This is a genomic window from Serratia sp. SCBI, from assembly GCF_000747565.1.
Lineage (GTDB): Bacteria > Pseudomonadota > Gammaproteobacteria > Enterobacterales > Enterobacteriaceae > Serratia > Serratia ureilytica.
In genome coordinates this window covers 2,008,628-2,031,900 of the sequence record NZ_CP003424.1, presented here as the reverse complement: position 1 = coordinate 2,031,900, position 23,273 = coordinate 2,008,628, and the positions used below count along the sequence as shown (strand labels likewise).

Sequence of the window (23,273 nt, the reverse complement as noted above, 5' to 3'; positions counted from 1 at the left end):
TAGGCAAGAAATACATCCGGCGCGTTTCCTGTCGGTTAATCGGAATGGCCAGTATGGGTAAATGTGATCCAAATCTCAATCAAAAACCGGCCGCGGGCGCTGGGATCGCCCCGGCCAATCAAGTCTGATCGAGATAAACGCCCATTACGTGTATAATAGCGGCATTATTTTGCCCTTTATGCAGTCGGTTAAATCTAACCGACTGATAGTTAAGATATTTAAGGTGATTACAACATGGGATTCAAATGCGGTATCGTCGGCCTGCCTAACGTAGGCAAATCCACCCTGTTCAACGCGTTGACCAAAGCGGGCATTGAAGCAGCCAACTTCCCGTTCTGCACCATTGAACCGAACACCGGTGTGGTGCCGATGCCCGATCCGCGTCTGGATAAGCTGGCCGAGATCGTCAAGCCGCAGCGCATTCTGCCGACCACCATGGAATTCGTCGACATCGCCGGCCTGGTGAAAGGCGCGTCCAAAGGTGAAGGCCTGGGCAACCAGTTCCTGACCAACATTCGCGAAACCGAAGCCATCGGCCACGTAGTGCGCTGCTTCGAAAACGACAACATCATCCACGTCAACAACAAGGTCGATCCGGCCGAAGACATCGACGTGATCAACACCGAGCTGGCGCTGTCCGACCTGGACACCTGCGAGCGCGCCATCCACCGCGTGCAGAAGAAAGCCAAAGGCGGCGACAAAGACGCCAAAGCCGAGCTGGCGGCGCTGGAGAAATGCCTGCCGCACCTGGAAAACGCCGGCATGCTGCGCGCGCTGGATCTGACCGCGGAAGACAAGGCTGCGATCAAATACCTGAGCTTCCTGACGCTGAAGCCGACCATGTACATCGCCAACGTCAACGAAGACGGCTTCGAGAACAACCCGTACCTGGACACCGTGCGTAAAATCGCCGACGCCGAAGGCTCCGTGGTGGTCGCCGTGTGCGCCGCCGTGGAATCCGACATCGCCGAGCTGGAAGACGAAGAGCGCGACGAGTTCATGGCCGAACTGGGCCTGGAAGAGCCGGGCCTGAACCGCGTGATCCGCGCCGGTTATGAACTGCTGAACCTGCAAACCTACTTCACCGCCGGCGTGAAAGAAGTGCGCGCCTGGACCATCCCGGTGGGCGCCACCGCCCCGCAGGCGGCCGGCAAGATCCACACCGACTTCGAGAAAGGCTTTATCCGCGCCCAAACCATCTCCTATGACGACTTCATCACCTACAAAGGTGAGCAAGGCGCCAAAGAAGCCGGTAAAATGCGCTCCGAAGGTAAAGACTACATCGTCAAAGACGGCGACGTAATGAACTTCTTGTTCAACGTCTAAGCCTCTCTCCGCAGCGCTTTTCTCCGCTGCCGGAAACAGAAAAATCCACGCTTCGGCGTGGATTTTTTTGTCTCCAGGGCCTGCGTTTTGGCAACCAGGACGCCGTCTCACCCTCCCGGTTCTTTCCCACTGAACGATCTTCGCCGTACGTTTTATTACGCCCTTCATGACGGCATTACCCGCATCGCTGCACGAAAAATGGCTCTCGTGTTGATACTTTGTCCTACAGGAAAAAGCTTGTCATCTTCCGTTGCAGTCTTATAATGAGTGCTTAATCACTTATTAAAGGAGCCTCAAAGTGGCCCGTCCCCGCAGTGAAGAAAAGCAGCAGGCGCTCTTGCAGGCCGCCACCGACATTTTTGCCGAACAAGGATTAGCGGCGCCCACATCGGCCATCGCCAGGAAGGCTGGCGTCTCGGAGGGTACGCTGTTCCGCTACTTTGAAAATAAGGACGTACTGCTGAGCGCAGTCTGCGATTACCTGCTTGATGAAATGGAGTGCCTGCTGACGCAAAGCTTGCAGGACGTTTCGCCTGGTAAAGATCACATGCAGGCCGCCTGGGATGCCTACATTGACTGGGCGCTCGCCAATCCCGCCGCGTATGCGACAGGAAACAAATTGATGGTCTCCGGCAAGTTATCCAGCGCACAGAGGGAAAGAAGCGTACGGTTCGGTGATATTTCCCAACTGGGTATTCCGTTGGTCCAGGGGCTGGATTTACCGCAGTCGAGCGAGTTTCAGGGCATGATTTGCACGGTAATGGCCAATGGCGTTATCGATATGGCCGTTCAAAAACCTCACCTGCTGGATATTTACAAACGCGCAGGTTATGAAGCCATGATGCGAGCCATTGAGCTTCCTGACGCTCATACAGCCATCTAGCTTCTTTTTTTTAATTATATAATGAGTGCGTACTCACGCATTAAAAAGACACGACAATCATGCCACCCGTTTCAAAACTAAAAAATGCTGCGAACACGGCCCTATCCAAGGCTCCGCCGACTCATATTCGTTTCTCTTATTCTCAGCGTGTCTTTGATCCTCTGCGCTTGCGCAACCGCACCTGCATCAGACCGTTTGTCAGGAACCCAGCATGTTCCAACAAAATGGCGGGCCTCCCTGCCTGGCTCGGCGCACGTGTCTGTGTGGAATGCATGGCCCCCCGCCCGAAATGAATCCGGCGCCCGGCGCTTGCGCGCTCCGGCCGGCAAGCCCAGTCACGTAGAGAATGAGCGCACAGCAAAAACGCCGGTTGCGCGCGCAAATTTGGAGTGCGTTCAAGCGTTATGGAATGACGCCCGCAAACTGGTTGCGGCAGAGGCTGCGGCCCTCTATTACGCCTCGCGTACCTGCCGGCGACAACACGCGTTCTCTACCCAAAGCGCGCCATTGCCTGAATCCTTCGAATGGGCGATACAAACGCCCCTCGCCGGGCGTCTCAATCTGCTCAGAAGGAAGTCGCCGAGCGTGGCAAGACCGCTGCCGATGGAAACGGGAGCAACCGCCACACCACCAGGAATTCCGTTTCCTTGATGTTGGATTTATCGCGCGTGGATACCGACCCCGGCGAAAGCGCGGCGGATTGGCAGGCTGAACCGCATGAGCATCATAGCCGCGTGCGATCGACAGTGCGGAAGTGGATACGGCGTCTGTTCACTTCGTCAGAGCGAGCAATGCTTCAACGCCAGGCTGAACCGCTGCAGAACAGCGCCGGATTCGTTTGAAATTCAATACAGAGCAATACATCGCCGCGCCGCTGGCGACAGGTTCGACAAATCATTCACCTTATGGGTTCTCCCGATGACACAACTGATAGCTAAAAACACGCGTCCCCGCTTTTGGTCTTTGCGGACCCTGCATGCAGCCGTGCTGGCGATGCCGATTACCGCCGCCTTATCGGCCTGCGATGCGCCGGCGGACAAGGTTGCCCCACCGGCAGATAAACCGACGCTGACAGTGACCCTGACAACGCCGGCAAGACAGTCCCTTTCCCGCACCGTCACGGCCAATGGCTCTGTTGCGGCCTGGCAAGAGGCGATCATCAGCCCGGAAGCCAATGGGCTGCGCGTGCAAAAACTGTTGGTGCAGGAAGGGGATGTGGTGCGCCAGGGCCAACCGCTGGCGGAATTTACACGCGACTCCGTGATGAATGACTGGCTGCTGGCGAAAGCCGATCTCAACGAAGCGAAAGCGGTCACTCTGAATGCGCAAGCGGATGGAAAACGCGCGCGATTGCTGCGCGGTGTCGGCAGCCTGAGTGAACAGGATATCCAAAAACTGTTAACCCAGGAAAAGACGGCGCAGGCGCGTCTGGAATCGGCGAAAGCACGCATGTCGGCCCAGCAGTTGCGACTGGACCAGACGATATTGCGCGCCCCCGATGACGGCATCATCTCCGCGCGATCGGCCACGATCGGTTCAGTTCCTATGCAAAGCACCGAGATGTTCCGTCTGATCCGCCAGGGAAAATTTGAATGGCGAGCGGAATTGTCAGCGCAGCAGCTGGAACAAATCCAACCGGGGCAAAAAGCGCAGATCGCCTCACCTGGCGGTAACACCTGGGAAGGCGTCGTGCGCCTGGCCGCACCGACGGTCAATTCGACCTCGCGCCGCGGGATTGCCTATGTGGACATCCTCCCATCGACAGCGAAGAACGCCTCTCCCATTCGGCCCGGCACGTATGCCAGCGGCCTGATTACGGTCGGCGATCGGCAAGGGCTGACCGTGCCGCAATCCGCCGTCGTGGCGCGCGACGGTTTTCACCTGGTGTTCACCGTAGATGACGAGCTGCGTGCACATCCGCTTAAAGTCGCGATAGGCCGTCTGGTGAATGACCAGCAGGAGATCCTGTCCGGTCTTCAAGGCGCGGAACGCATCGTCGCCAGCGGCGGCGTATTCCTCAATGAGGGCGATAAAGTCCAGTTGGCCAACACCACCGATGCTTCCCACTCATCGGAAGCGCGCTAAGAGGCCCATCATGAATATCTCTACCTGGTCCATTCGCAACCCCATTCCGTCTATCTTGCTCTTTGTCATCTTGAGCGTTGCCGGCTTTTATTCTTTCAAATTGATGAAGATCCAGAGCTTCCCGGACATGGATGTGCCTACGGTCACCGTGTCCGCTTCGCTTCCGGGCGCGGCGCCGCCCCAGCTCGAAACGGAGGTGGCGCGCAAGCTGGAGGACACCGTCTCTTCGGTACAGGGGTTGAAGAACCTGCGCACCACGATCCAGGATGGGCTGGTCGATATCTCAGCGGAGTTTCGTCTGGAAAAACCCGTTCAGGAAGCGGTGGATGAAGTCCGGTCAGCCGTGCAAAGCATTCGCACCGAGTTGCCGACGGATTTACGTGATCCTATCGTTCGCAAGCTCAACATCACGGGCAAACCTATCCTGGCCTTTTCCATCAGCGCCAGCAAGATGGATGAGAATGAACTGTCCTGGTTCGTGGACAAAACCCTGTCGCGGCGTCTGAGAGGCGTCGCCGGCGTAGGGTCGGTCACCCGTGTGGGCGGCGTGAACCGCGAGGTTCAAGTCGAACTCGATCCGGTCAAACTGGAGGCGATTGGCGCCACCGCCGCCGAAGTTTCCCGCCAGTTGCGCGATGTACAGATGGACGCGACGGGCGGGCGAGTCGATCTGGGGCGGGGAAAACAGCCGCTGCGTTTGGTCGCCCGCGTCAAGAACGTGGATGAACTAGCCGCGGTGGAACTGTCGTTGCCCGGCGGGCAACGTTTTCGCCTGGACGACGTGGCGACGCTGAAAGACACCATTGCGGAACGCAGTGCACTTGCGCTCCTCAACGGCAAGAAGGTAGTTGGCTTTGAGATCACGCGCGCCAAAGGCGCCGGTGAAGTCGAGGTCGGCAACAAGGTTGAAAAAGTTCTGGCGCAGTTGCGCACGGAGCGGCCTGATTTGCACATCACGCAGGTCTTCGACTTTGTCCGGCCTGTGCAGGAGGAGTTCGACGCTTCCATGCACATGATCTATGAAGGCGCCATTCTCGCCATCCTGGTGGTCTTCATGTTTCTGCGCGATATCCGGGCGACGTTGATCTCGGCGGCGGCGTTGCCTCTGTCGATTTTACCGGCCTTCATCGGTATGGACATGATGGGCTTTTCGCTCAGTATCGTCACGCTGCTGGCGCTGTCGCTGGTGATTGGCCTGTTGGTGGATGACGCCATCGTCGAAGTGGAGAACATCGAACGCCACATCGGCATGGGTAAACCGCCGTACCAGGCCGCGATGGATGCCGCATCGGAAATCGGCCTGGCCGTCGTCGCCACGACGTTTGCCTTGATCGCCGTTTTCCTGCCGACGGCCTTCATGTCCGGCGTTGCCGGAAGATTCTTCACGCAGTTTGGATGGACGGCGGCGCTGGCGGTGTTTGCCTCGCTGGTTGTGGCACGCTTGCTGACGCCGATGATGGCCGCCTACCTGATGAAACCGCATACGCGCCCTCAGCGCGATCCTTTCTGGATGGCGATCTACCTGCGCGCCTGCCGGTGGACGCTGCGGCACCGCGGGCTCACCCTGGCGCTGGCCGGCGGGTTCTTTATTGGCTCTCTGATGCTTATCCCTCTGCTGCCCCAGGGCTTTTTCCCTGCAGATGACAACTCCCAGACGCAGGTGACGTTGGAGCTGCCGCCAGGGAGCACGCTGGAACAAACCCAGGCCATGGCAGAACTCGCTCGGCATCGCCTGGCGCCCATACCGCATATCCGTAACATCTATACCACCCTCGGTGGCGGTGCAACGGGCGGCGATGTCATGGCTTCCGATGGGAAAACCGACGTTCGCATGGCAACGCTGACGGTGTTGTTGGATGCGCGTCAAGCGCGCCCGAAGAAGCAGGTCATCGAAGGCGAGATACGCACGGCAATGGCAGCACTTCCGGGGGTTCGCAGCAAAGTGGGGTTTGGCGGCTCAGGTGAAAAATACCAATTGGTGTTGGCCGGTGATGATCCTCAGCTGCTGGCTAAGGCGGCCGATTCAGTATTAAGTGACCTGCGGCAGCTCCCCGGCCTCGGTAACATTACCTCCAGTGCCGGGCTGGCGCGCAGCGAAATCCTCATGCAACCCAATTTCGCCAAAGCGGCCGATCTGGGGGTATCGGGCGTCGCGATTGCCGATACTTTGCGTATTGCAACTGTAGGTGACTACGATCAGTTTCTGTCTAAATTCAACGTGGAGCAGCGCCAGATCCCGATCGTCGTCAAGCTGTCAAAGGACATCCGTGAAGATATGGGGCTACTTGAACGTTTGACCGTACCCGGCGCCAGAGGCCCGGTGCTGCTCAATCAGATCGTCAATATTGAGCAAGGCAGTGGGCCGGCGCAGATTAATCGCATCAACCGCACACGCAGCGTGACCCTTGACGTGGAACTGTCGGGCACCCAACTCGGGGATCTGGCCGCTCAGGTGGCGAAGCTGCCGTCAATCCAGAATCTGCCGGTCGGCGTGCACCAGGTTGTGCAGGGTGATGACGAAATGATGAAGGAACTGTTTGCCGGTTTCGGCACGGCTATGGTCGCCGGCATCCTGGCCATCTATGTCGTGCTGGTTCTGCTGTTCAAAGACTTCTTCCAACCGATCACCATCCTGGCTGCGCTCCCGCTGTCATTGGGCGGCGCATTCGTTGGGTTACTGCTGGCGGGCCAGTCGTTCACGATGTCATCCCTGATCGGGTTAATCATGTTGATGGGGATTGCGACCAAAAACTCGATACTGCTGGTCGATTATGCGATCGAGTCACGGCGCGGCCATTACGGCCCGAATGGCGAAGTGCTGAATAAACCCATGAGCCGGACAGAGGCGCTGATTGATGCCTGCCACAAACGTTCCCGCCCCGTCATCATGACGACGTTAGCGATGGGGGCGGGCATGTTGCCCGTGGCTCTGGGTTTCGGCAGTGCCGACCCCAGCTTCCGCAGCCCGATGGCGGTGGCCGTCATCGGAGGATTGATCACCTCCACCGTGCTGAGCCTGCTGGTTATCCCTGTCGTTTATACCCTGATTGACGATCTTGAAAACTGGCTGCGCAAGTTGCCCAGCCTGCTGGCACGCAGCAAGAACCTGAGCGGGAGGAAGAAAGCCGGGTTTGCCATGCTTATCGTAGTTCTGCTGTATTGGCTGGCATTTCCTGTCATTCCGTTCCTCGACATCCCCTACAAGATTGTCGTTGTCTCTACGCTTGTTGTGGTCGGTGAAACCTTGTTTGTCATTGCCATCGCCCTGCTGGGCAAAGAGTATTGGGGCCAGATCAAACACTGGCTGCGGCAGAAGGTCTTTAAGCGAAAAGGCTAAGCGCTGATAACGGTTCGCGGTGGCGAATAGCGTTTTGCCGCCGCCGCTCCCCCATCAACTTCCCTCCCACGCCGAAGGCCGGTTCTCCTTGCGCCACCTCTCCCCCGCCGCCGTCCCCGGCGCCGGCGGTTTCAATCCGTCTATCGTCCACAGCGAGAACGGCGTTTCGTCGACGTGCAATTCCCAGCGCAGCCCGCGGGCGGCGATGTAGGGGTGCAGGATGCGGGTGCAGGCCCTCAGGAATTGCTGCTGCTCTGCGTCGTTGTCCATGGCGCGCGCGATATGGTCTATGGTCACCCGCACGAAATCATCGGCCGGTTCGCCGCCGAGATAGGCCGAACCTGGCGGCAGCGCGTGGAAGAACACGTTGACGTAAAAGCGCGGCAAAAAGTCCTGGTACAGGGCGGTGACCTTCTGCGCAATCGCGCGTTTATCGGCGTCGCTGAAGGCCGGCTCAGGGTGGTAAATCTGCCACAGTGGCATCGCGTTGTCTCCTAGGGTTTCCGGCCGGCGCTCAGGCCATCAGCCGCTGTTAATGATAAACTCCAATAATAAGAGTAATAACTCCAATTATTGAAGTTATCAAGCCGAGGCGATAACATTCTCGGCAATCAGGCGGCAAGCGGAGGTAAAGCAACGTGAAAGCAAAAGGGTTTGAAGGCATGACGTGCTCGGTGGCGCACGTGCTGTCGGCATTGGGCGATCGCTGGGGCGCTATTCTCATGCGCGATCTGCTGCTGGGGCTCTCGCGCTATGACGATCTGCGCCACTCGACCGGCATCACCAACAATACGCTGGCCGACCGGCTCAAGGCCCTGGAAAGCCACGGCCTTATCGAAAAGCGGCAATACCAAACGCGCCCCGCTCGTTATGAGTATCTGCCGACGGAGAAAGGAAAAGATCTCGGGCTGCTGGTGATGGCGATGATTCAGATTGGCGACAAATGGAATCTGTCCGAGCTGCCCGGGCCGCCGCTGCGCGTGGTTGACCGCGTAACCGGCCACCCTGCCACCCTGCGCGCGGTGGATGCCGTGACCGGCGAATCGCTGCCGGCGCAAAACCTGGCGCTGGCGGCCGGGCCGGGCGCCGACGAAATGACGCAATGGCGGCTGGCCGTCGGCCAAGCCCGTTCGTTGTGATCTACAGCAGCGCAATCATCTTCAGCAATTCCACCCGATTGCGGATGCCGAACTTCTTGCCGGCATTGTTGAGGTGCGAATAAACGGTTTTCGGGTGCAAATTCAGCCGCCGCGCGGTCAGGCGGATATCTTCCGTACGGGCCGTTTCACACAGCACCGCCGCCTCACCGGGCGTGATCGCCGCCGCCCGATGCCTGTTCAGCGCGCGCCGTTCGCCCGCCTTTTCCCGGCGGCTCAGCGCCGCGCAGGTCTCCCGCACCACCTGCAACGCTTCCCGTTTGTGCAAAATCGCATCCGGCTGCGCCGCCGCGATAAACGCCAGGATCAGCGGCGAAGTCTTATCGACGAAGAACAGTATCCGGACGCCTTCATATTCAGCACGTGAGGCGTGAATAAATCGCAAATACGCTTCGAACCGATAAATTTCATGGGGAAAATCCATGATAATTAAATCAGGCGCAGGGCTTATATTTTTAATAATATTAATATTAGGCGAGGATAAGGTTATCACTCCTTCTCCCAATAATGTTTTCATCCCCAAACGGCACAGCGGTGAACCGTCGATATAAATCACTCTCACTTTAATTCTCCTTATCAGCGTAAAAGTATGCTTCCACACCTCAGGCGGCTTGTCGCTGCTCTTTTTTGGGGTAATTCGCCTGCAAAGCACACCGATATAAAACATCTTGATAACATGTTTTTCAAATAATCACGCAACAGCCAGCGCTTTGATTAATACGCAAAAAAGGCATGAATGTTTCAAATTATTTCATTCGCAAAAACTGACAATTCAATAAAAATGCAACGCAATGATATAGATCTATTTTCTATTTTGTATGATATAAGCGAAAATGAAAGCAAATGTAACAACAGGAGCCATCGCCTTATTGCCTTATTCAAAATATCTATAGGGAAAATTCTTAGTTTGTTAGGATGAAAATCCATGTTTGCCGACGCGTTTAAAAAACAATTGCGCAACATGATTAATCAACAACCGCACGTCAGTAAATTATTACTGTCAGGAAAGCTTTTCTCTAAAGTAAATTAAAGGGCATTTCACATGAATGTTAAATTAGTCGCATTATCCATGCTGGCTCTCTCCGGCGCCTGTGCGGCCGCCTCGTCCAATACGGTGCAATTTAAAGGCGAAGTCAGCACGCAAACCTGTTCGGTGAATATTAACGGCAACCAATCCAACCCGGTTGTTCTGCTGCCGACCGTCGCCGCCAGCCAGCTCGCCACCAAAGGCGCCACCGCCGGCGACACCACCTTTACCGTTAACGTCACGGGCTGTGCGGCGGCAACCAGCGATACGGCGATCAAAACCGTGCTGGCGGGCAACAACCCGACAGTTAACGGCAACCTGGGCAACGCGGGCGATGCGGCCAAGGTTTCCATTCAACTGCTGGACAGCGACGCCACTACGCCGTTGTCATTCGCCAGCGGCTCTACCGTCACCACGTCGGCGATGACGCTGGCGAAAGACGCCACGTCCACCTCGCAGAACCTGGTGGCTCGCTACTACGCGGAAGATACCGGCGTAGCGGCCGGTTCGGTGATCGCCACCGCCCAGTTCGCCATTACCTACAGATAAGCCGGCGTCAGGCGCCATACCTGTTGATGACAGCGCCGTTCCTTAGCGGACGGCGCTGAATGACTCGCTCCTTTTATCGGTTCACGTTTATGCAGCAGATAACCCGTTACGCCCGCCGTTGGGCCGCCCTATCGTTTTGCCTGATGAGTTTTGCCGCCAGCTACGCGTCGGCCAGCGTCACGCTGCTCGGCAATCGCGTGATCTACCCCGCCGAGGCGCGGGAAAAAACGCTGCAATTCACCAATGACGACGGCGCCCCGGCGCTGATGCAGATCTGGCTCGATATCAATAACCCCAAGTCCACGCCGGAAAACGCCGACGCGCCTTTTGTCGCCTCGCCGCAAATCTTCCGCATGAATCCGCACAGCGGGCAGATGGTGCGGCTGTCGTTCGTCGGCCAGCCGCTGCCGCGCGATCGCGAATCGCTGTTCTACCTCAACTTCCTGCAGGTGCCCGCCGTGCGTCAGACGGACAGCGACAAGAACAAACTGCTGCTGGTGGTCACCAATCGCCTGAAAGTGTTCTATCGCCCGGCCGGGCTGGCCGGCGACGCCAATCACGTCATCGATAAGCTCAGCCTGCGCCAGGTCGGCAACGCGCTGCGCGTCGACAACCCGACCGGCTACTACGCCAACGTCAGCCAGGCCGCGATACTCAGCGGCGCAAAACGCACCGCGATCCCGCAGGCGGACCTGATCCCGCCGTTTTCGCAGGCCAGCTGGCCGGTGAACGGTGAGGTGCGGCAGATCGCGCTGCGCGTCATCAATGACTATGGGGTGGAAATCACACGCACCCTGAACGTCGCGCGCTGAAACCAGACAGGGAGGTTTTCATGTTCGATGTTCGCAAGGCGACGCCGCTTCCCGCACGCTGGTGTTGCGCGCTGCTGGCGCTGCCGCTGGGCTGCGCCGCCGCCGATGGCTACACCTTCGATCCCGCGCTGCTGCGCGGCAGCGTGCTGAGCAACAGCGCCCTGAGTCAATTCAACCAACAGGACGCCGTCGCCCCCGGCAGCTATCAGATCGATCTGTACCTCAACGGCCAGTTTCTCGAGCGCGATCAAATTCGTTTCGTGCGCGATGGCAAGCAGGTACTGCCCTGTTTCGATCGCGCGCAGCTGACGCGCTTCGGGCTGAAAAATCCGCCGTCGGCCGAAACGGCATGCCTGCTGCCCGGCCGGGATCTGAAGGACATCACGGTGAACGCCGATATCTCGCGGCTGCGCCTGGATCTGAGCATTCCGCAGGCGCTGTTGAACGGCCAGCCGCGCGGCAGCGTCAATCCCGCCAGCCTGGACGGCGGCGAATCGATGGTCTTCGTCAATTACAACCTCAACCAGTACCACGTCAGCTACCGACAGGGGCAAACCCGCGACCTCGACTCGACCTACGCCAACCTGAACGGCGGGTTCAACCTCGGGCTCTGGCGCTACCGCCAGCAATCCAGCTACCGCTACGATCGGGAGTTCGGCGGCCACCTGGACACCAGCCGCCGCTACGTGCAGCGCGCGATCTTGCCCTGGCGCAGCGAAATGCTGCTGGGCGAAGGCTTTACCGACGGGCACTTCTTTTCCGGCCTGGGCTTTCGCGGCATTCAGCTCAGCTCGGACGATCGCATGCTGCCGGATTCACAGCGCGGCTATGCGCCGGTGGTGCGCGGCGTGGCGAAAAGCAACGCGCGCGTGACGGTGCTGCAGGGTAAAAGCACGCTGTACGAAACCACCGTGGCGCCGGGGCCGTTCGCCATCAACGATCTGTACGCCACCAACTACGCCGGCGATCTGACCGTGGTGGTGACCGAGGCCGACGGCAGCGTCAGCACCTTCACCGTGCCGTTCGCCGCGGTGCCGGAATCCATCCGCCCCGGCCAGTCGCGCTACTCCGCCATCGTCGGCCGTTCCCGCTACGTCGGCGATAACGATCTGTTCAGCGAAGTGACCTGGCAGCACGGCCTGACCAACGCCCTGACCTTCAACATCGGCAACCAGCTGGCGGACGGCTATCAGGCGATGATGCTGGGCGGCGTGTACAGCAGCGAACTGGGCGCCTTCGGCATGGACACCACCTATTCCCACGCCAGCCTGCCGGACGGCGGCGCCTCAGGCTGGATGCTGCATCTCTCTTACAGCCGAACCTTCAGCCCGACGGACACCACCTTATCCATCGCCGGCTACCGTTACTCCACCGAAGGCTTCCGCGATCTCAGCGACGTGCTCGGCGTGCGGCGCGCCGCCGTCACCGGCCAACGCTGGCAGTCCGATTCCTACCGCCAGCGTTCGCGTTTCGAGGTGGCCGTCAATCAGGGCATGGGCGCGTTCGGCAGCTTGACGATGTCCGGCTCGACCCAGGACTACCGCGATCAGCGCGGCCGCGACAATCAGCTCCAGCTGGGCTGGGGGAAAACCTTCGGCAACGGCGTGGCGCTTAACCTCTCCGTCACCCGCACCCGCAGTCTGGGCTACAGCAACGGCGACTATCGCGGCTACGGGCCGTTGGATAACGTCTACAGCGCGCCGCTGGCGCAGAACACGCAAACCGTCACTGCCCTGTCGCTCAGCTTCCCGCTCGGGCGTTCGTCATCCGCCCCCAGCGTCTCGCTGCTGGCCAACCACAGCCAGGGTCAGGGCGGCAACTATCAGGCTGCGCTGTCGGGCAGCGTCGGCGACGAACAGCCGGTCAGCTACGGTCTGAACTTCACCACCGACGACGATCGCCAACAAAGCATCTGGGGCGGCAACCTGCAAACCCGCCTGCCTTACGCCAACGTCACCGGCTCGTTCTCCACCGCGCGCCAGTATCGACAAGGCTCACTGTCGCTGCAGGGCGCGGTGGTGGCGCACCGCGGCGGCGTGACATTAGGGCCGTATGTCGGTGATACCTTCGCCCTGATAGAGGCGCCCGGCGCCAACGGCGCGCAGGTGATGGGCGGCCAAGGCGCGCGCGTCGATCGCTTCGGCTATGCGCTGGCGCCGGCGCTGGTGCCCTATCACTACAACACCGTCGCGCTGAACCCCGAGGGCATGAATGATAAAGCGGAACTGGAGGACGGCCAGCAACGCGTCGCCCCGTACGCCGGCGCCACGGTGCGCCTGCGCTTCAACACCGTGCGCGGCCAGGCGCTGCTGATTACCGCACAGCGTCCCGACAACGCGCCGATCCCGATGGGCGCCAACGTGTTGGACAACGCGGGCAACAGCGTGGGCATGGTTGGCCAGGCCAATCAGGTGTATCTGCGCAGCGACCGGAATGCCGGCACGCTGACGCTGAACTGGGGCGACGCACCCGGCCAGCAGTGCACGCTGCACTATCGCCTGCCCGCCGCGGAAGACAGCCCGATTCAGCGGCTCAGCGCTCCGTGCCGCTAACCCGTTTAACTTATCTCAGGAGAGACGATGAAACGCATTTCTTATCTGGTCGCCGCCCCGGCGCTGTTCGCCCTGTCGCTGTTCGGCGCGCCCGCGGCGCTGGCGCAATGCACGCGCGTCGCCCCCTGGATCGACTCCGGCTGCGATCCTTGCGGGGTGGGCACGGCGCTGGGTCGGGTCAATCTGACCAGCACTTATCTGCAGCCCGTCGGCACGCCGCTGGGCACCAGCGTGTTCGATCTGACCTCCGGCACCCGCTATCCCGACCCAAACAAGGTGCTGTATGAATGCGATGCCGGCGATGTTGGGCAAATTTATGAAGTCTTCGCCACCAACGGCGACGATCGCGTCGGCGGCTATTACGATCTGGGCGCCAGGGACGGCAATCCCAACTATTACGCCACCTACTTCCCTTACGTCGGCATTCGTTTGACCCATCTGGATTCCGGCAAGGTTTTTACCCGTTACTGGCAGTCGGCGCCGATTACCCGCTACGCCACCGTCGGCAACAAAATCCAGATCCGGGTGAAAGACTTCAGCGCCATCCGCGCCGATCTGATCCGCATCAGCTCGCTGCCGGGCGCGGGCGCCAGCAACTACTGCGGCTACAGCGCCGGCAACCCGCTGGTGGGCATGGCGTCGACCACCGGCAATTCGAACTATACCTGCACGCAGCCGAACGGCTATGTCACCTTTCAGGGGCCCGGCATCGCCTCGGATCCTATCGGCAGCGACTCCGCCACCAACTACGCCACCTGGGGCACCGGGCGCTGGAACGCGATGGGCATGGGTACCGCACCGATCTCTTCGCTGACCTATACCGCCACCTGCGTGGCGCGCAACGTCACGCCGCTGGTGCTCCTGCCGACCCTCTCCGTCAGCCAACTGACCGCCGGGCAAACCTCGCAGGCGCAGTTCACCCTCAATATCGAATGCGACAACGCCGCCGTGTCCGGCGTCAGCAGCAACAATACCGCCCTCGGCCTGCAGGTGCCGTATGAAAGCTATGTCGCGGCGCAGCGGCTCGGGTTGGTCAGCGCCAACGGCGGCGTAAGTTACCTGCTCTCCAGCGGCTACGGCACCGACAGCAGCGTCGCCACCGGCGTGGGCATCGCGCTCGCCAACGCCGGCAACGGCGCGCCGATGAACTTTGTCGGCTGGGCGCGCTGCAGCGCCGGGCAATGCCCGCAGGGCAGCGACGCCGGCTGGTATCCGGTGCTCAACGGCGCCAGCGGCGGCGGCAGCACCGCGGCGGGGTTTACCCACTACACCACCCAGCTCACCGCCACGCTCGCCCGGCTGCCTGGCCAGACCGTCACCGCCGGCAAGGTGGATGCCAGGGCCTACGTCTGGGTTAAGGTGCAATGATGAGAAAGAAATACCTGATTATGGGATGCGCCCTGCTGCTGGCGCTGGCCTCCATCGGCGCGCAGGCGGGCATCATCGCCTCCGCCACGCGGGTGATCTTTCACGAGGGCGAGACGGAAAAAACCCTGATGCTGCTCAACACCAACGGTTACCCGATCGTGGCGCAAACCTGGGTCGATAACGGTGACGTCAACGCCGCCCCCGAACTGTCTCGCGCGCCGTTTGTCGCCCTGCCCAGCGTATTCGCGCTGCAGCCTTCGGCGCTGAAAGGGCTGCGGATCCTGTTTGCCGGCGCGAACCTGCCCGCCGACAGAGAGTCGGTGTTCTGGCTTAACCTGTATGAGATCCCGCCCACCCGGCCGGCCACGCCGCCGCTGGCGTCGCGCGTGACGCTGGCGATGAACACCCAGATGAAAATCTTCTATCGGCCCAGGGCGCTGAAGGGGAAAGCCGAAAATGCGGCCGAGGCCGTCTCATTCACGCTGCAAAAATCGCCGGACGGTTATCTGCTGCGCTGTCAAAACCGATCGGCGTTTTATCTCTCGTTCGCGCGCATCGCCGTGCACGCCGACAGGCGCGATTATCCGGTACGGCAAGAAAGCGACATGATGACCGCGCCATTCAGCTCGCGGGATTATCACCTCGACGGCGTTTCGGCATCCGCGCTCCCCTCTCGGGCCACCGTTCAGGCCACCCTCATCAACGACCAGGGCCAGCAGATCGTCAAGCCATACACAGCAAACCCATAACGATAAAAGCAGCGCATTTTTTTAAGTACAGGAAATAGGGAAAATGAGTCTAAGCAGATTCCAGCTACAGTTTCATCTGGAGAAACAGGCCAACAACATCAGGCAGTCAGCGGCGTTTCACACCGCTATCGTCAAACACGGGGAATTATTGAGGGAGACCTACAAGAAGCATCCGCTGTTTTACAAAATCATTTTCAGGAACAGCCGGTTCATCATCTGCTCCACCATCCTGTCCATTTATTACCACCAGCCCGCCGCCGCGCTGAAAGACATCAAAGCCTTTTTCAAAGGGAAGAATATGATCAGCGAGAACTCCCTGGATTCCTTTCTGTTCTTTTTACGGGTCGGGCGCCGGCTGGAGGTCAAACCCTGCGAGCATGACAAACGCCAGTTGCGCTATAAGCCTACGCCGCACGCGCTGGCGGAAACTCAGGCGCTGATCGCCTCAATGGCGCGGCCTTATCAGGCGCTGGCGCCACAGATGCCCATCGCGGCGCTGCTGGCGGCGCCCGACTTTCTGCCCACCTTTTTCGCCGCCTACGGGCAACTGATGCTCAAGGAGATCTACCTGATCGATCTGGTGCCACAGTCCGGGCTGTTTATCAGCAAAGACGCAGGTCACATGGTGTTGTTGATGCTGTTTATCGAAAGCATCCGACAGGACTCCCCCTTTCTGCTGCTCTCCTCGGCGAAAATCGCCAAGTCGTGTTCCGTCTCTCGCGCTCACGTGAACCGCATTCTGCAGGCGGCGGAAAAATCCGGCCTGCTGACCACCACCAATAATGTGGTGATCGAACTCAACAGTTCGTTTTTCATCATGGCGGAGCGTTATTTCAGTCTCTATTTCGCGATGGTCGAATTCGGGCTTGAACACGTTTGGCAAACGCAACAATCCGCCACGCACTCCTGAGCCCTTTACCGCGCCCGCAATACCCGATCGATCAATCCCCAGGCCGCCGCTTCGTCGGCGGTCATAAAGCGATCGCGATCCAACACCCGCTCCACTTCCTCTTCGTTCAGGCCGCAATGTTGGGCATACAGCCGGATCACCCGGTCTTTGGTGCGTTTCATTTCCTCTGCCTGGATCAGAATGTCGGACGCCTGCCCCTGAAAGCCGCCCAGCGGTTGGTGCACATGCAGGCTGGCGTTGGGCAGCGCCATGCGGTGCCCCGGTTCACCGGCCATCAGCAGGAACGACCCCATCGAGCGCGCGGTGCCCATGCACAGCGTATGCACCGGGGCGCGGATATACTGCATGGTGTCGTAAATCGCCAGCCCGCTGGTGATCGCCCCGCCCGGCGAGTTGATGTACAGGTGAACCGGTTTTTCCGGGTTTTCCGCTTCCAGAAACAGCAGCTGGGCGCACAGCATTTCGGCCACGTCGTCGTTGACTTCGCCGTTGAGGAACACGATCCGATCGCGCAGCAGGCGCGAGTAAATGTCAAAGGAACGTTCTCCCCGGCTGGTCTGCTCCACCACCATCGGGACGAGCATCATCTTCTCACGCATCGGTGAACTCCTGGGTTGGCAACAAAGAGAAAGGTGTTTAACGCGTCAGGCGGCGCGCATTACCGTCGTCGGGCCATCGTTGGCGGCGTCGAGCTGGTGGATAATCCGCAGCAGGCTGCCGCCGCCGGCGTCCGGCACGATCTGCAGGGTGACGACGCTTTCGAGAAACGGCGGTTGGTCGTCGCGCAGGCGATAGCTCACCGCTTCGCCCGGCGTGGCGGCCAACGGTTCTGCCTGCGCCAGATCTCCCGTCGGCAGCCACTGCTCGCGCAATTCGGGCACGCTGAGCGCTCGCCACACTTTTTCCGGCGGCGCATCAAGCGAATATTCCAACACCAACCGTTCATGCGGCGGCGGTTCAGCCTGTTTGTTCATTGATCCATGTCCTTCAGCAAGGTTTGCAGCGCGTCGATGCGCGCCGGCCAGTAAGCACGGTACTTCGCCAGCCACTGCGCGATCTGCGCCAGCCCCTCCGGGTCGACCTGGTAATTGACGAAGCGCCCCTGTTTCGCCTCGCGCACCAGTCCGGCATTGCGCAGCACCGCCAGGTGTTGCGACATCGCCGACTGGCTGATGGTCAGCCCTTCGCGCAGCGCGCTGGCGTTCATGCTGCCGGCGGCGAGTTTGTCGAAGATGCAGCGGCGGGTCGGATCGGCCAACGCCTTGAAGATGTCATTTTCGTTCATACAAACACATTAGTATTCACTTATGTATTATGCAACCGAGCAAGGCATTTTTTGCTGCAAAAGAAACTCCGCGCCGCAGCGCGGAGTGAATGGACGAGGCATGATCGCGCTTATGAACGGATCGGGATCACCAGCACGTCGATATTCAACTGGTTGATGGCGTTGCGGGTGGAAGAAAACAGATTGCTCCACAGATCGTGGTGATGGCCGAACACCAGCAGATCGATGTCTTTATCCACGATCGCCGTGCGCAGTTCGTCAACGAAGCCGCCGCGCCCGATAATCACTTCCGCGATCGGGTAATTGACGTTTTGCGTGGTGGGTTCCAGCTCTTTGCGGATCTTCTCTTCGAACGGCACGCCGTCGTCGCTGCGCTCCGAAAAGCCGATCGCCGCGTGGTAGGTGTCGTAGTGAACGTCCACATAGATCAGCGAGAGTTTGGCCTTCAGCGCTTCCGCCAGCAGCGCCCCCTTTTCGACCAGCCGTTTGCCGTCATCGCTCAGATCGGTGGCGATGACAATATGGTGGTAACACATAGCGCCTCCTGTCATGGACTCGGTAGAGCCGAGGCTCCGATATCACGCCGGGGTCATATCGTTATGGTTAATTTTAGTTCAGAAATGGCACTCGTGGCGGGAGGTGATGCGGTGGGAAAGCCCCGTTGCCGGGGCTGAAGGCAGAAATTACTTCTCGCGCTGCGCCTCAAACCAGACGTTGCACAACGACAGGATCAGCGTGTTGGCGTCTTTCACCAGCACGTTGTCGCCGGGCACCCCTTCGGTGCCTTGATCGGTGATGCCTTTGATGGCGGTATCGGCATGCTGAATGGCCACGCGCTCGACCGACGGCGTGCTGATGCCCAGCATCGGGAAATCGATGTAGGAACTGCTGCCGGCGTTGTCCTCGACAAACTCCTGCGCCTCTACGGTGCTGACGGTAGCCCCCTCGCTTTTCAGCGCCGTGCCGTTCCAGCTGAACGCATCCGCTTTATAGCTGATCTTGCCGCCGATCAGGCTCTGCGCCTGCTGCTGATCCCAGCAGCCGGTGGTTTGGGTCGGCACGATTTTGCTGACGCGCCAGTTGCCCAGCAGCTGTTTAGGGATCGGCCCGGTATCGCTCTCCGCCGCCCGAACCTGAGTCGCCGAGACGCAGGCCAACACCACCAGCGGCAGCAGCGCCTTGCTCCAAGTGTTCAATCGCATTGTCTTTTCCTTCGTTTCAGTACCCAGTCTGCCCTCGCGGGCCAGCGGCTATCATAATAAGCCCGCCGATTCGCCGTCAAAGCAATCCGCATCGCGCCGGGCGGCGGCTACTCATAGCCAATCGCTATTAGTCATAGTGAATCAGTATTTTGTTTTAGCTCAGCGATTACCTACAGTCACTGCCACTATTCTGCCCGCCTAAATTAGCAGGCAATGTTGACAAGGACCCTGGGAAAATGACATTTACGCTGAAAAACCTCACGCTGGCGCTGGCCGCCGCCGGCACGCTGTTGCTGACCGCCTGCGGCCCGACCGCACAGGACGATCACCACATCAAGGTCGGCATCAGCGCTGGCATCGATCAGTCGCTGTGGGCGGTGGTGCAGAAAGTGGCCAAGCAGAAATACGATCTGGACGTGGAGGTGGTGACCTTCAACGATTACGTGCTGCCGAACGAAGCGCTGAACAACGGCGATCTGGACGTCAACGCCTTCCAACACAAGCCGTATCTGGACAAACAGATTCAGGAGCGCGGCTACAAACTGGCGGCAGTAGGCAACACCTTCGTCTACCCGATCGCCGGCTATTCGAAGAAAATCACCGCGCTCAGCCAACTGCCGGACGGCGCGCAGGTGGCGGTGCCGAACGATCCGACCAACCTGGGCCGCTCGCTGCTGCTGTTGCAAAAACAGGGGCTGATTACGCTGAAAGACGGCGTCGGCCTGCTGCCGACCGCGCTGGACATCGTCAGCAACCCGAAAAAGCTGAAAATCGTCGAGATTGAAGCGCCGCAGCTGCCGCGCGCGCTGGACGACCAGCAGGTGACGCTGGCGATCATCAACACCAACTATTCCAGCCAGATCGGTCTGTCGCCGGCGAAGGACGGGCTGTTTGTCGAGGACAAAAACTCGCCTTACGTCAACATCTTCGCCAGCCGCATCGACAACAAAGACAGCGAGAAAGTGAAGGATCTGGTCAAGGCCTATCAGACCGATGAAGTGGCGGCCAGCGCCGCCGAAATCTACAAGGGCGACGCCGTCAAAGGCTGGTAACGCCGCGCGTAGGGCCCGTGGCGCCTGGCCACGGGCGATGACAGCCTCAGCCGCGCTGGATGGAAACGCCGCCGTCCACCAGCATTGCGGTGCCGGTGACGAACGAGGAAGCGTCAGACGCCAAATACAGCGCCGCCTGCGCGATCTCCTCCGGCATCGCCAACCGCTTCAGCGCGTGCAGCTGAGCCACCTGCGCCAATGCTTCCGGGGTATTGCTCATCTGCCGCCCCATCGCCGTGTCGGTGCCCCCCGGCAGCAGCGCGTTCACCCGAATACCGTGTCCGCCAAACTCCACCGCCAGCGCCTGCGTCAGGCCGATCAGCCCCGATTTGCTGGCCGCATAGGCCGCCGTACCGGGAAACGCCGCGGTGTGGCCGACGAACGTAGAGGTGAAGATCACCGAGCCCGCGCCGCGCGCCTGCATGGCGGGGATTTGATATTTGGCGCTGTAGTAAGCGCTGGACAGGTTGGTTTCCAGCACGTCGCGCCATTCTGAAGCGCTGAGCGCCAGCGACGGCCCCAGCGGCCCCAACGTGCCGGCGTTGTTGAAGGCGATATCCAGCCCGCCGAATTCATCGACGGCCGTCGCCGTCAACCGTTCGGCGAAGGCTTCGTCGCGCACGTCACCGGCTACCGCCAACGCCCGGCCGCCCTCGCGCCGAATGTCCTCCACCAGTTCAGCCAGCAGCCGCTCGCGCCGGGCGCCCAACACCAGCGTCGCCCCCTGCCGGGCGAACAACAGCGCCGCCGCCCGCCCGATCCCCGAACTGGCGCCGCCAATCACCGCCACCTTACTGTTCAATGCGTTCATCTCTTATCCTCACACCGTAAAAGAGCCTCAGTGTGACGCAACATCCGGCGCAGCGCTGGCCGCAAGCGGACATGCAATTGGCGCCATGAAAAAGGCGCTGCAAGCAGCGCCCCGGCAACGCGGATCCGACGGCGAACTCACGGTTTGGCCGCGTATTTCTCCTGATTGGCCGGCGTCACCAACTCGAACGGGATCCAGTAATACGGCTCAAGCTTTTCGCCGTTGATCATGCGCTGCGCCACATCGACCGACGCCTTGCCCTGGCCGACCGCATCCTGGAACACCGTGACCTGCATCTTGCCGGAGGCCAGCGCCTTGAGGCCGTCGGGCGTGGCGTCGATGCCGCCGATCAGCACGTTCTTGTCCGCTTTGCCGGCCTGCTGCAGCGCCATGATCGCGCCGATCGCCATCTCGTCATTGTTGGCGGCGACGATGTCGATCGTTTCGCCGTTGGTCAGCCAGTTCATCATCAGGTCCATACCTTCACTGCGTGAATAGTTGGCGCTCTGTTTCTGCACCACCTTCATCTTCGGGTATTTGGCCACCACCTGCTCCACGTCTTTGGTGCGCTGCAGCGCGCCGGCGTCGGTCAGGTTGCCGATCATCACCGCCACATTGCCCTGATAGTTAGCCAGCCGCGCCAGTTCTTCCATCTGCAGCGTGCCGGACTCCCGCTCGTCGGAGCCGACGAACACCACCCCCTGCGGCAGCCTGGCGTCGCCCGGCGTGCGGTTCACGTACACCAGCGGCACGCCGGCGGCCTGCACCATTTTGGTCATCACCGGCGTGCTGGCCGAGTTGACCGGATCGACGATAATCGCGTCCACCCCGGCGCTGATAAAGCTCTGCACCTGATCGGTCTGGCGGCCGACGTCGCCGCGCGCGTCCTCGAACTGCACGGTAATGCCGCGCGCTTTGGCCTCCTTGTCGATCGCCTGGCGGATAATGGTGAGGAAGTTCTGGTCGAAATAGGCCATCGATACGCCGATGGTTTGCGCCCATGCCGGCGCGGAAGCGCACAGCGCCGCCGCCAGCCACAGCCCTTTCAGAAAGTTCATGATGTGTCCCCCCGGGTAAAAAACGCCGCCGGCCAACCTTGGCGCCGGCGGCAATTCACGGCAATCAGTGTTTTTTGCGGTTGCGACGCATGTCGATCGACACGGCGGCGACGATAATCACGCCTTTGATGATGTCCTGAATGTAAGAATCGACGCCGATAAAGGTGAAGCCGCTTTTGATAAGGCCGAGGATCACCGCGCCGATCAGCGTGCCGGTAATGCGCCCGACGCCGCCCATCAGGCTGCTGCCGCCGATCACCGCCGCGGCGATGGCGTCCAGCTCATAGGACATGCCCATGCTCGACTGGCCGCTGCTGACGCGCGCCGCCAGCACCACGCCCGCCAGCCCCGCCAACCCGCCGGCGATGGTGTAAACCGTCACCAGGTACTTATTGACGTTGATGCCGGAAACCCGCGCCGAGGTCATGTTGCCGCCGATGGCGTAGATGTATTTGCCATAACGGGTGTGCTTCAGCGCGATGTGGAAGATCACCGCGATCACCAGGAAGATGATCACCGGCATTGCGCCCTGGCCGATCGCCGTGAAGCCATCCGACAGGAAGCTGACCGGGTTGCCCTTGGTGTAGTACTGCGCCAGACCGCGCGCCGATACCATCATCCCCAGCGTGGCGATGAACGGCGGAATGCCGGTGCGGGTGATCAGGAAGCCGTTGATAAAGCCGCAGACGATGCCCACCCCGATCCCCGCACCGATCGGGATCGCCGCCGGCAGATCGAGCAGCCCCGGATACATCGGCGAGATGCTGTCCGAGGTCTGCGCCAGGCTGGCCGCCACCACCGCGGTCAACGCAATCAGCGAACCGGATGAGAGATCGATGCCGGTGGTGATGATGACCTGGGTGACGCCCACCGCGATGATGCCGATGATCGCTACCTGCAGCACGATCAGCAGCAGGCGGTTCGGGTTAAGCAGGAACGACTGATCGCGCATGTACCAGCCGAGGATTTCGAAGATCAGCGCAATGCCGAGCATCACGATGAAAATACCGGTGTCTTTCGGCATTTTGCCGCTCAGCCCGGAGAACAGCGATCCCTTGCCCGTTGAATCGGCGGAGAGCGGCTTCTCAATCTTTACGTTACTCATGATGT

General features: G+C 60.1%; 22 protein-coding genes. 12 read left to right on the top strand and 10 right to left on the bottom strand.

All coding sequences use genetic code 11. The features are described 5' to 3' along the window. The first annotated feature begins 234 nt into the window (after positions 1-234). The 4 genes from ychF to SERRSCBI_RS09480 all read left to right on the top strand — a co-directional run bounded on the left by ychF (position 235) and on the right by SERRSCBI_RS09480 (position 7,631). Positions 235-1,326 carry a redox-regulated ATPase YchF gene (gene ychF, locus SERRSCBI_RS09495; protein ID WP_033633304.1) on the top strand — a complete coding sequence of 364 codons (1,092 nt, stop codon included), beginning with the start codon at positions 235-237 and terminating at the stop codon, positions 1,324-1,326. Positions 1,327-1,624: 298 nt separating this feature from the next. Next, on the top strand, positions 1,625-2,209 hold the full coding sequence (locus SERRSCBI_RS09490; RefSeq protein WP_042784251.1) for a TetR/AcrR family transcriptional regulator: 585 nt from the start codon (positions 1,625-1,627) through the stop codon (positions 2,207-2,209). Positions 2,210-3,127: 918 nt separating this feature from the next. Then, positions 3,128-4,294, top strand: a complete 1,167-nt coding sequence (locus SERRSCBI_RS09485; protein ID WP_232230760.1) for an efflux RND transporter periplasmic adaptor subunit — start codon at positions 3,128-3,130, stop codon at positions 4,292-4,294. 10 nt (positions 4,295-4,304) lie between these two features. Continuing rightward, on the top strand, positions 4,305-7,631 hold the full coding sequence (locus SERRSCBI_RS09480) for an efflux RND transporter permease subunit (protein WP_042784249.1): 3,327 nt from the start codon (positions 4,305-4,307) through the stop codon (positions 7,629-7,631). Between the two features lie 54 nt (positions 7,632-7,685). Here the strand turns inward: SERRSCBI_RS09480 and SERRSCBI_RS09475 are convergent, their stop codons facing one another. Continuing rightward, positions 7,686-8,114 (bottom strand): tautomerase family protein, encoded by a 429-nt coding sequence (locus SERRSCBI_RS09475; protein ID WP_042784247.1) that lies wholly within the window; start codon positions 8,112-8,114, stop codon positions 7,686-7,688. 155 nt (positions 8,115-8,269) lie between these two features. Here SERRSCBI_RS09475 and SERRSCBI_RS09470 point away from each other — a divergent pair, with 155 nt between their 5' ends. Beyond that, on the top strand, positions 8,270-8,770 hold the full coding sequence (locus SERRSCBI_RS09470) for a helix-turn-helix domain-containing protein (RefSeq protein WP_033642749.1): 501 nt from the start codon (positions 8,270-8,272) through the stop codon (positions 8,768-8,770). Position 8,771: 1 nt separating this feature from the next. On the opposite strand, the gene SERRSCBI_RS09465 is transcribed toward SERRSCBI_RS09470, so the two are convergent. Continuing rightward, a complete protein-coding gene (locus tag SERRSCBI_RS09465; RefSeq protein WP_226773005.1) occupies positions 8,772-9,455 on the bottom strand; it encodes a helix-turn-helix transcriptional regulator in 684 nt (227 codons plus the stop codon). Positions 9,456-9,830: 375 nt separating this feature from the next. Between SERRSCBI_RS09465 and SERRSCBI_RS09460 the strand changes: the two genes are divergently transcribed. The 6 genes from SERRSCBI_RS09460 (at position 9,831) to SERRSCBI_RS09435 (ending at position 16,755) form a co-directional block, all read left to right on the top strand. Then, positions 9,831-10,364, top strand: coding sequence for a fimbrial protein (locus tag SERRSCBI_RS09460; RefSeq protein ID WP_042784243.1), 534 nt, complete (start codon positions 9,831-9,833; stop codon positions 10,362-10,364). Between the two features lie 89 nt (positions 10,365-10,453). Continuing rightward, a complete protein-coding gene (locus SERRSCBI_RS09455; protein WP_033642746.1) occupies positions 10,454-11,176 on the top strand; it encodes a molecular chaperone in 723 nt (240 codons plus the stop codon). A gap of 20 nt (positions 11,177-11,196) precedes the next feature. After that, a complete protein-coding gene (locus SERRSCBI_RS09450) occupies positions 11,197-13,728 on the top strand; it encodes a fimbria/pilus outer membrane usher protein (protein WP_042784241.1) in 2,532 nt (843 codons plus the stop codon). A 27-nt stretch (positions 13,729-13,755) separates the two neighbouring features. Beyond that, complete coding sequence (locus tag SERRSCBI_RS09445; RefSeq protein ID WP_042784239.1) at positions 13,756-15,096, top strand: fimbrial protein; 1,341 nt, start codon at positions 13,756-13,758, stop codon at positions 15,094-15,096. Further along, on the top strand, positions 15,093-15,845 hold the full coding sequence (locus SERRSCBI_RS09440; RefSeq protein WP_226886058.1) for a molecular chaperone: 753 nt from the start codon (positions 15,093-15,095) through the stop codon (positions 15,843-15,845). Before SERRSCBI_RS09445 ends, SERRSCBI_RS09440 begins: the two co-directional genes overlap by 4 nt. A gap of 43 nt (positions 15,846-15,888) precedes the next feature. After that, a complete protein-coding gene (locus SERRSCBI_RS09435; RefSeq protein ID WP_042784235.1) occupies positions 15,889-16,755 on the top strand; it encodes a hypothetical protein in 867 nt (288 codons plus the stop codon). A gap of 5 nt (positions 16,756-16,760) precedes the next feature. Here SERRSCBI_RS09435 and SERRSCBI_RS09430 read toward each other — a convergent pair whose 3' ends face one another. The 5 genes from SERRSCBI_RS09430 to SERRSCBI_RS09410 all read right to left on the bottom strand — a co-directional run bounded on the left by SERRSCBI_RS09430 (position 16,761) and on the right by SERRSCBI_RS09410 (position 19,242). After that, on the bottom strand, positions 16,761-17,354 hold the full coding sequence (locus SERRSCBI_RS09430; protein WP_033642740.1) for an ATP-dependent Clp protease proteolytic subunit: 594 nt from the start codon (positions 17,352-17,354) through the stop codon (positions 16,761-16,763). A gap of 45 nt (positions 17,355-17,399) precedes the next feature. Beyond that, positions 17,400-17,729 (bottom strand): SRPBCC domain-containing protein, encoded by a 330-nt coding sequence (locus SERRSCBI_RS09425; protein ID WP_033652026.1) that lies wholly within the window; start codon positions 17,727-17,729, stop codon positions 17,400-17,402. Beyond that, positions 17,726-18,040: a helix-turn-helix transcriptional regulator gene (locus SERRSCBI_RS09420; protein ID WP_033642736.1), complete on the bottom strand. Its 315-nt coding sequence runs from the start codon at positions 18,038-18,040 to the stop codon at positions 17,726-17,728. Before SERRSCBI_RS09420 ends, SERRSCBI_RS09425 begins: the two co-directional genes overlap by 4 nt. A gap of 110 nt (positions 18,041-18,150) precedes the next feature. Further along, positions 18,151-18,576, bottom strand: a complete 426-nt coding sequence (locus SERRSCBI_RS09415) for a universal stress protein (protein WP_033642735.1) — start codon at positions 18,574-18,576, stop codon at positions 18,151-18,153. A gap of 147 nt (positions 18,577-18,723) precedes the next feature. After that, positions 18,724-19,242, bottom strand: a complete 519-nt coding sequence (locus SERRSCBI_RS09410; protein WP_033652024.1) for a hypothetical protein — start codon at positions 19,240-19,242, stop codon at positions 18,724-18,726. A gap of 236 nt (positions 19,243-19,478) precedes the next feature. Between SERRSCBI_RS09410 and metQ the strand changes: the two genes are divergently transcribed. Next, positions 19,479-20,294, top strand: a complete 816-nt coding sequence (gene metQ, locus SERRSCBI_RS09405; protein ID WP_033652023.1) for a methionine ABC transporter substrate-binding lipoprotein MetQ — start codon at positions 19,479-19,481, stop codon at positions 20,292-20,294. Positions 20,295-20,340: 46 nt separating this feature from the next. On the opposite strand, the gene SERRSCBI_RS09400 is transcribed toward metQ, so the two are convergent. From SERRSCBI_RS09400 to SERRSCBI_RS09390, 3 genes are all read right to left on the bottom strand, one after another. Then, positions 20,341-21,105 carry an SDR family oxidoreductase gene (locus tag SERRSCBI_RS09400; RefSeq protein ID WP_042784233.1) on the bottom strand — a complete coding sequence of 255 codons (765 nt, stop codon included), beginning with the start codon at positions 21,103-21,105 and terminating at the stop codon, positions 20,341-20,343. Between the two features lie 137 nt (positions 21,106-21,242). Then, positions 21,243-22,163, bottom strand: a complete 921-nt coding sequence (locus SERRSCBI_RS09395) for a sugar ABC transporter substrate-binding protein (protein WP_033642732.1) — start codon at positions 22,161-22,163, stop codon at positions 21,243-21,245. A 64-nt stretch (positions 22,164-22,227) separates the two neighbouring features. Then, positions 22,228-23,268: an ABC transporter permease gene (locus SERRSCBI_RS09390; RefSeq protein ID WP_033652114.1), complete on the bottom strand. Its 1,041-nt coding sequence runs from the start codon at positions 23,266-23,268 to the stop codon at positions 22,228-22,230. Positions 23,269-23,273 lie beyond the last annotated feature (5 nt).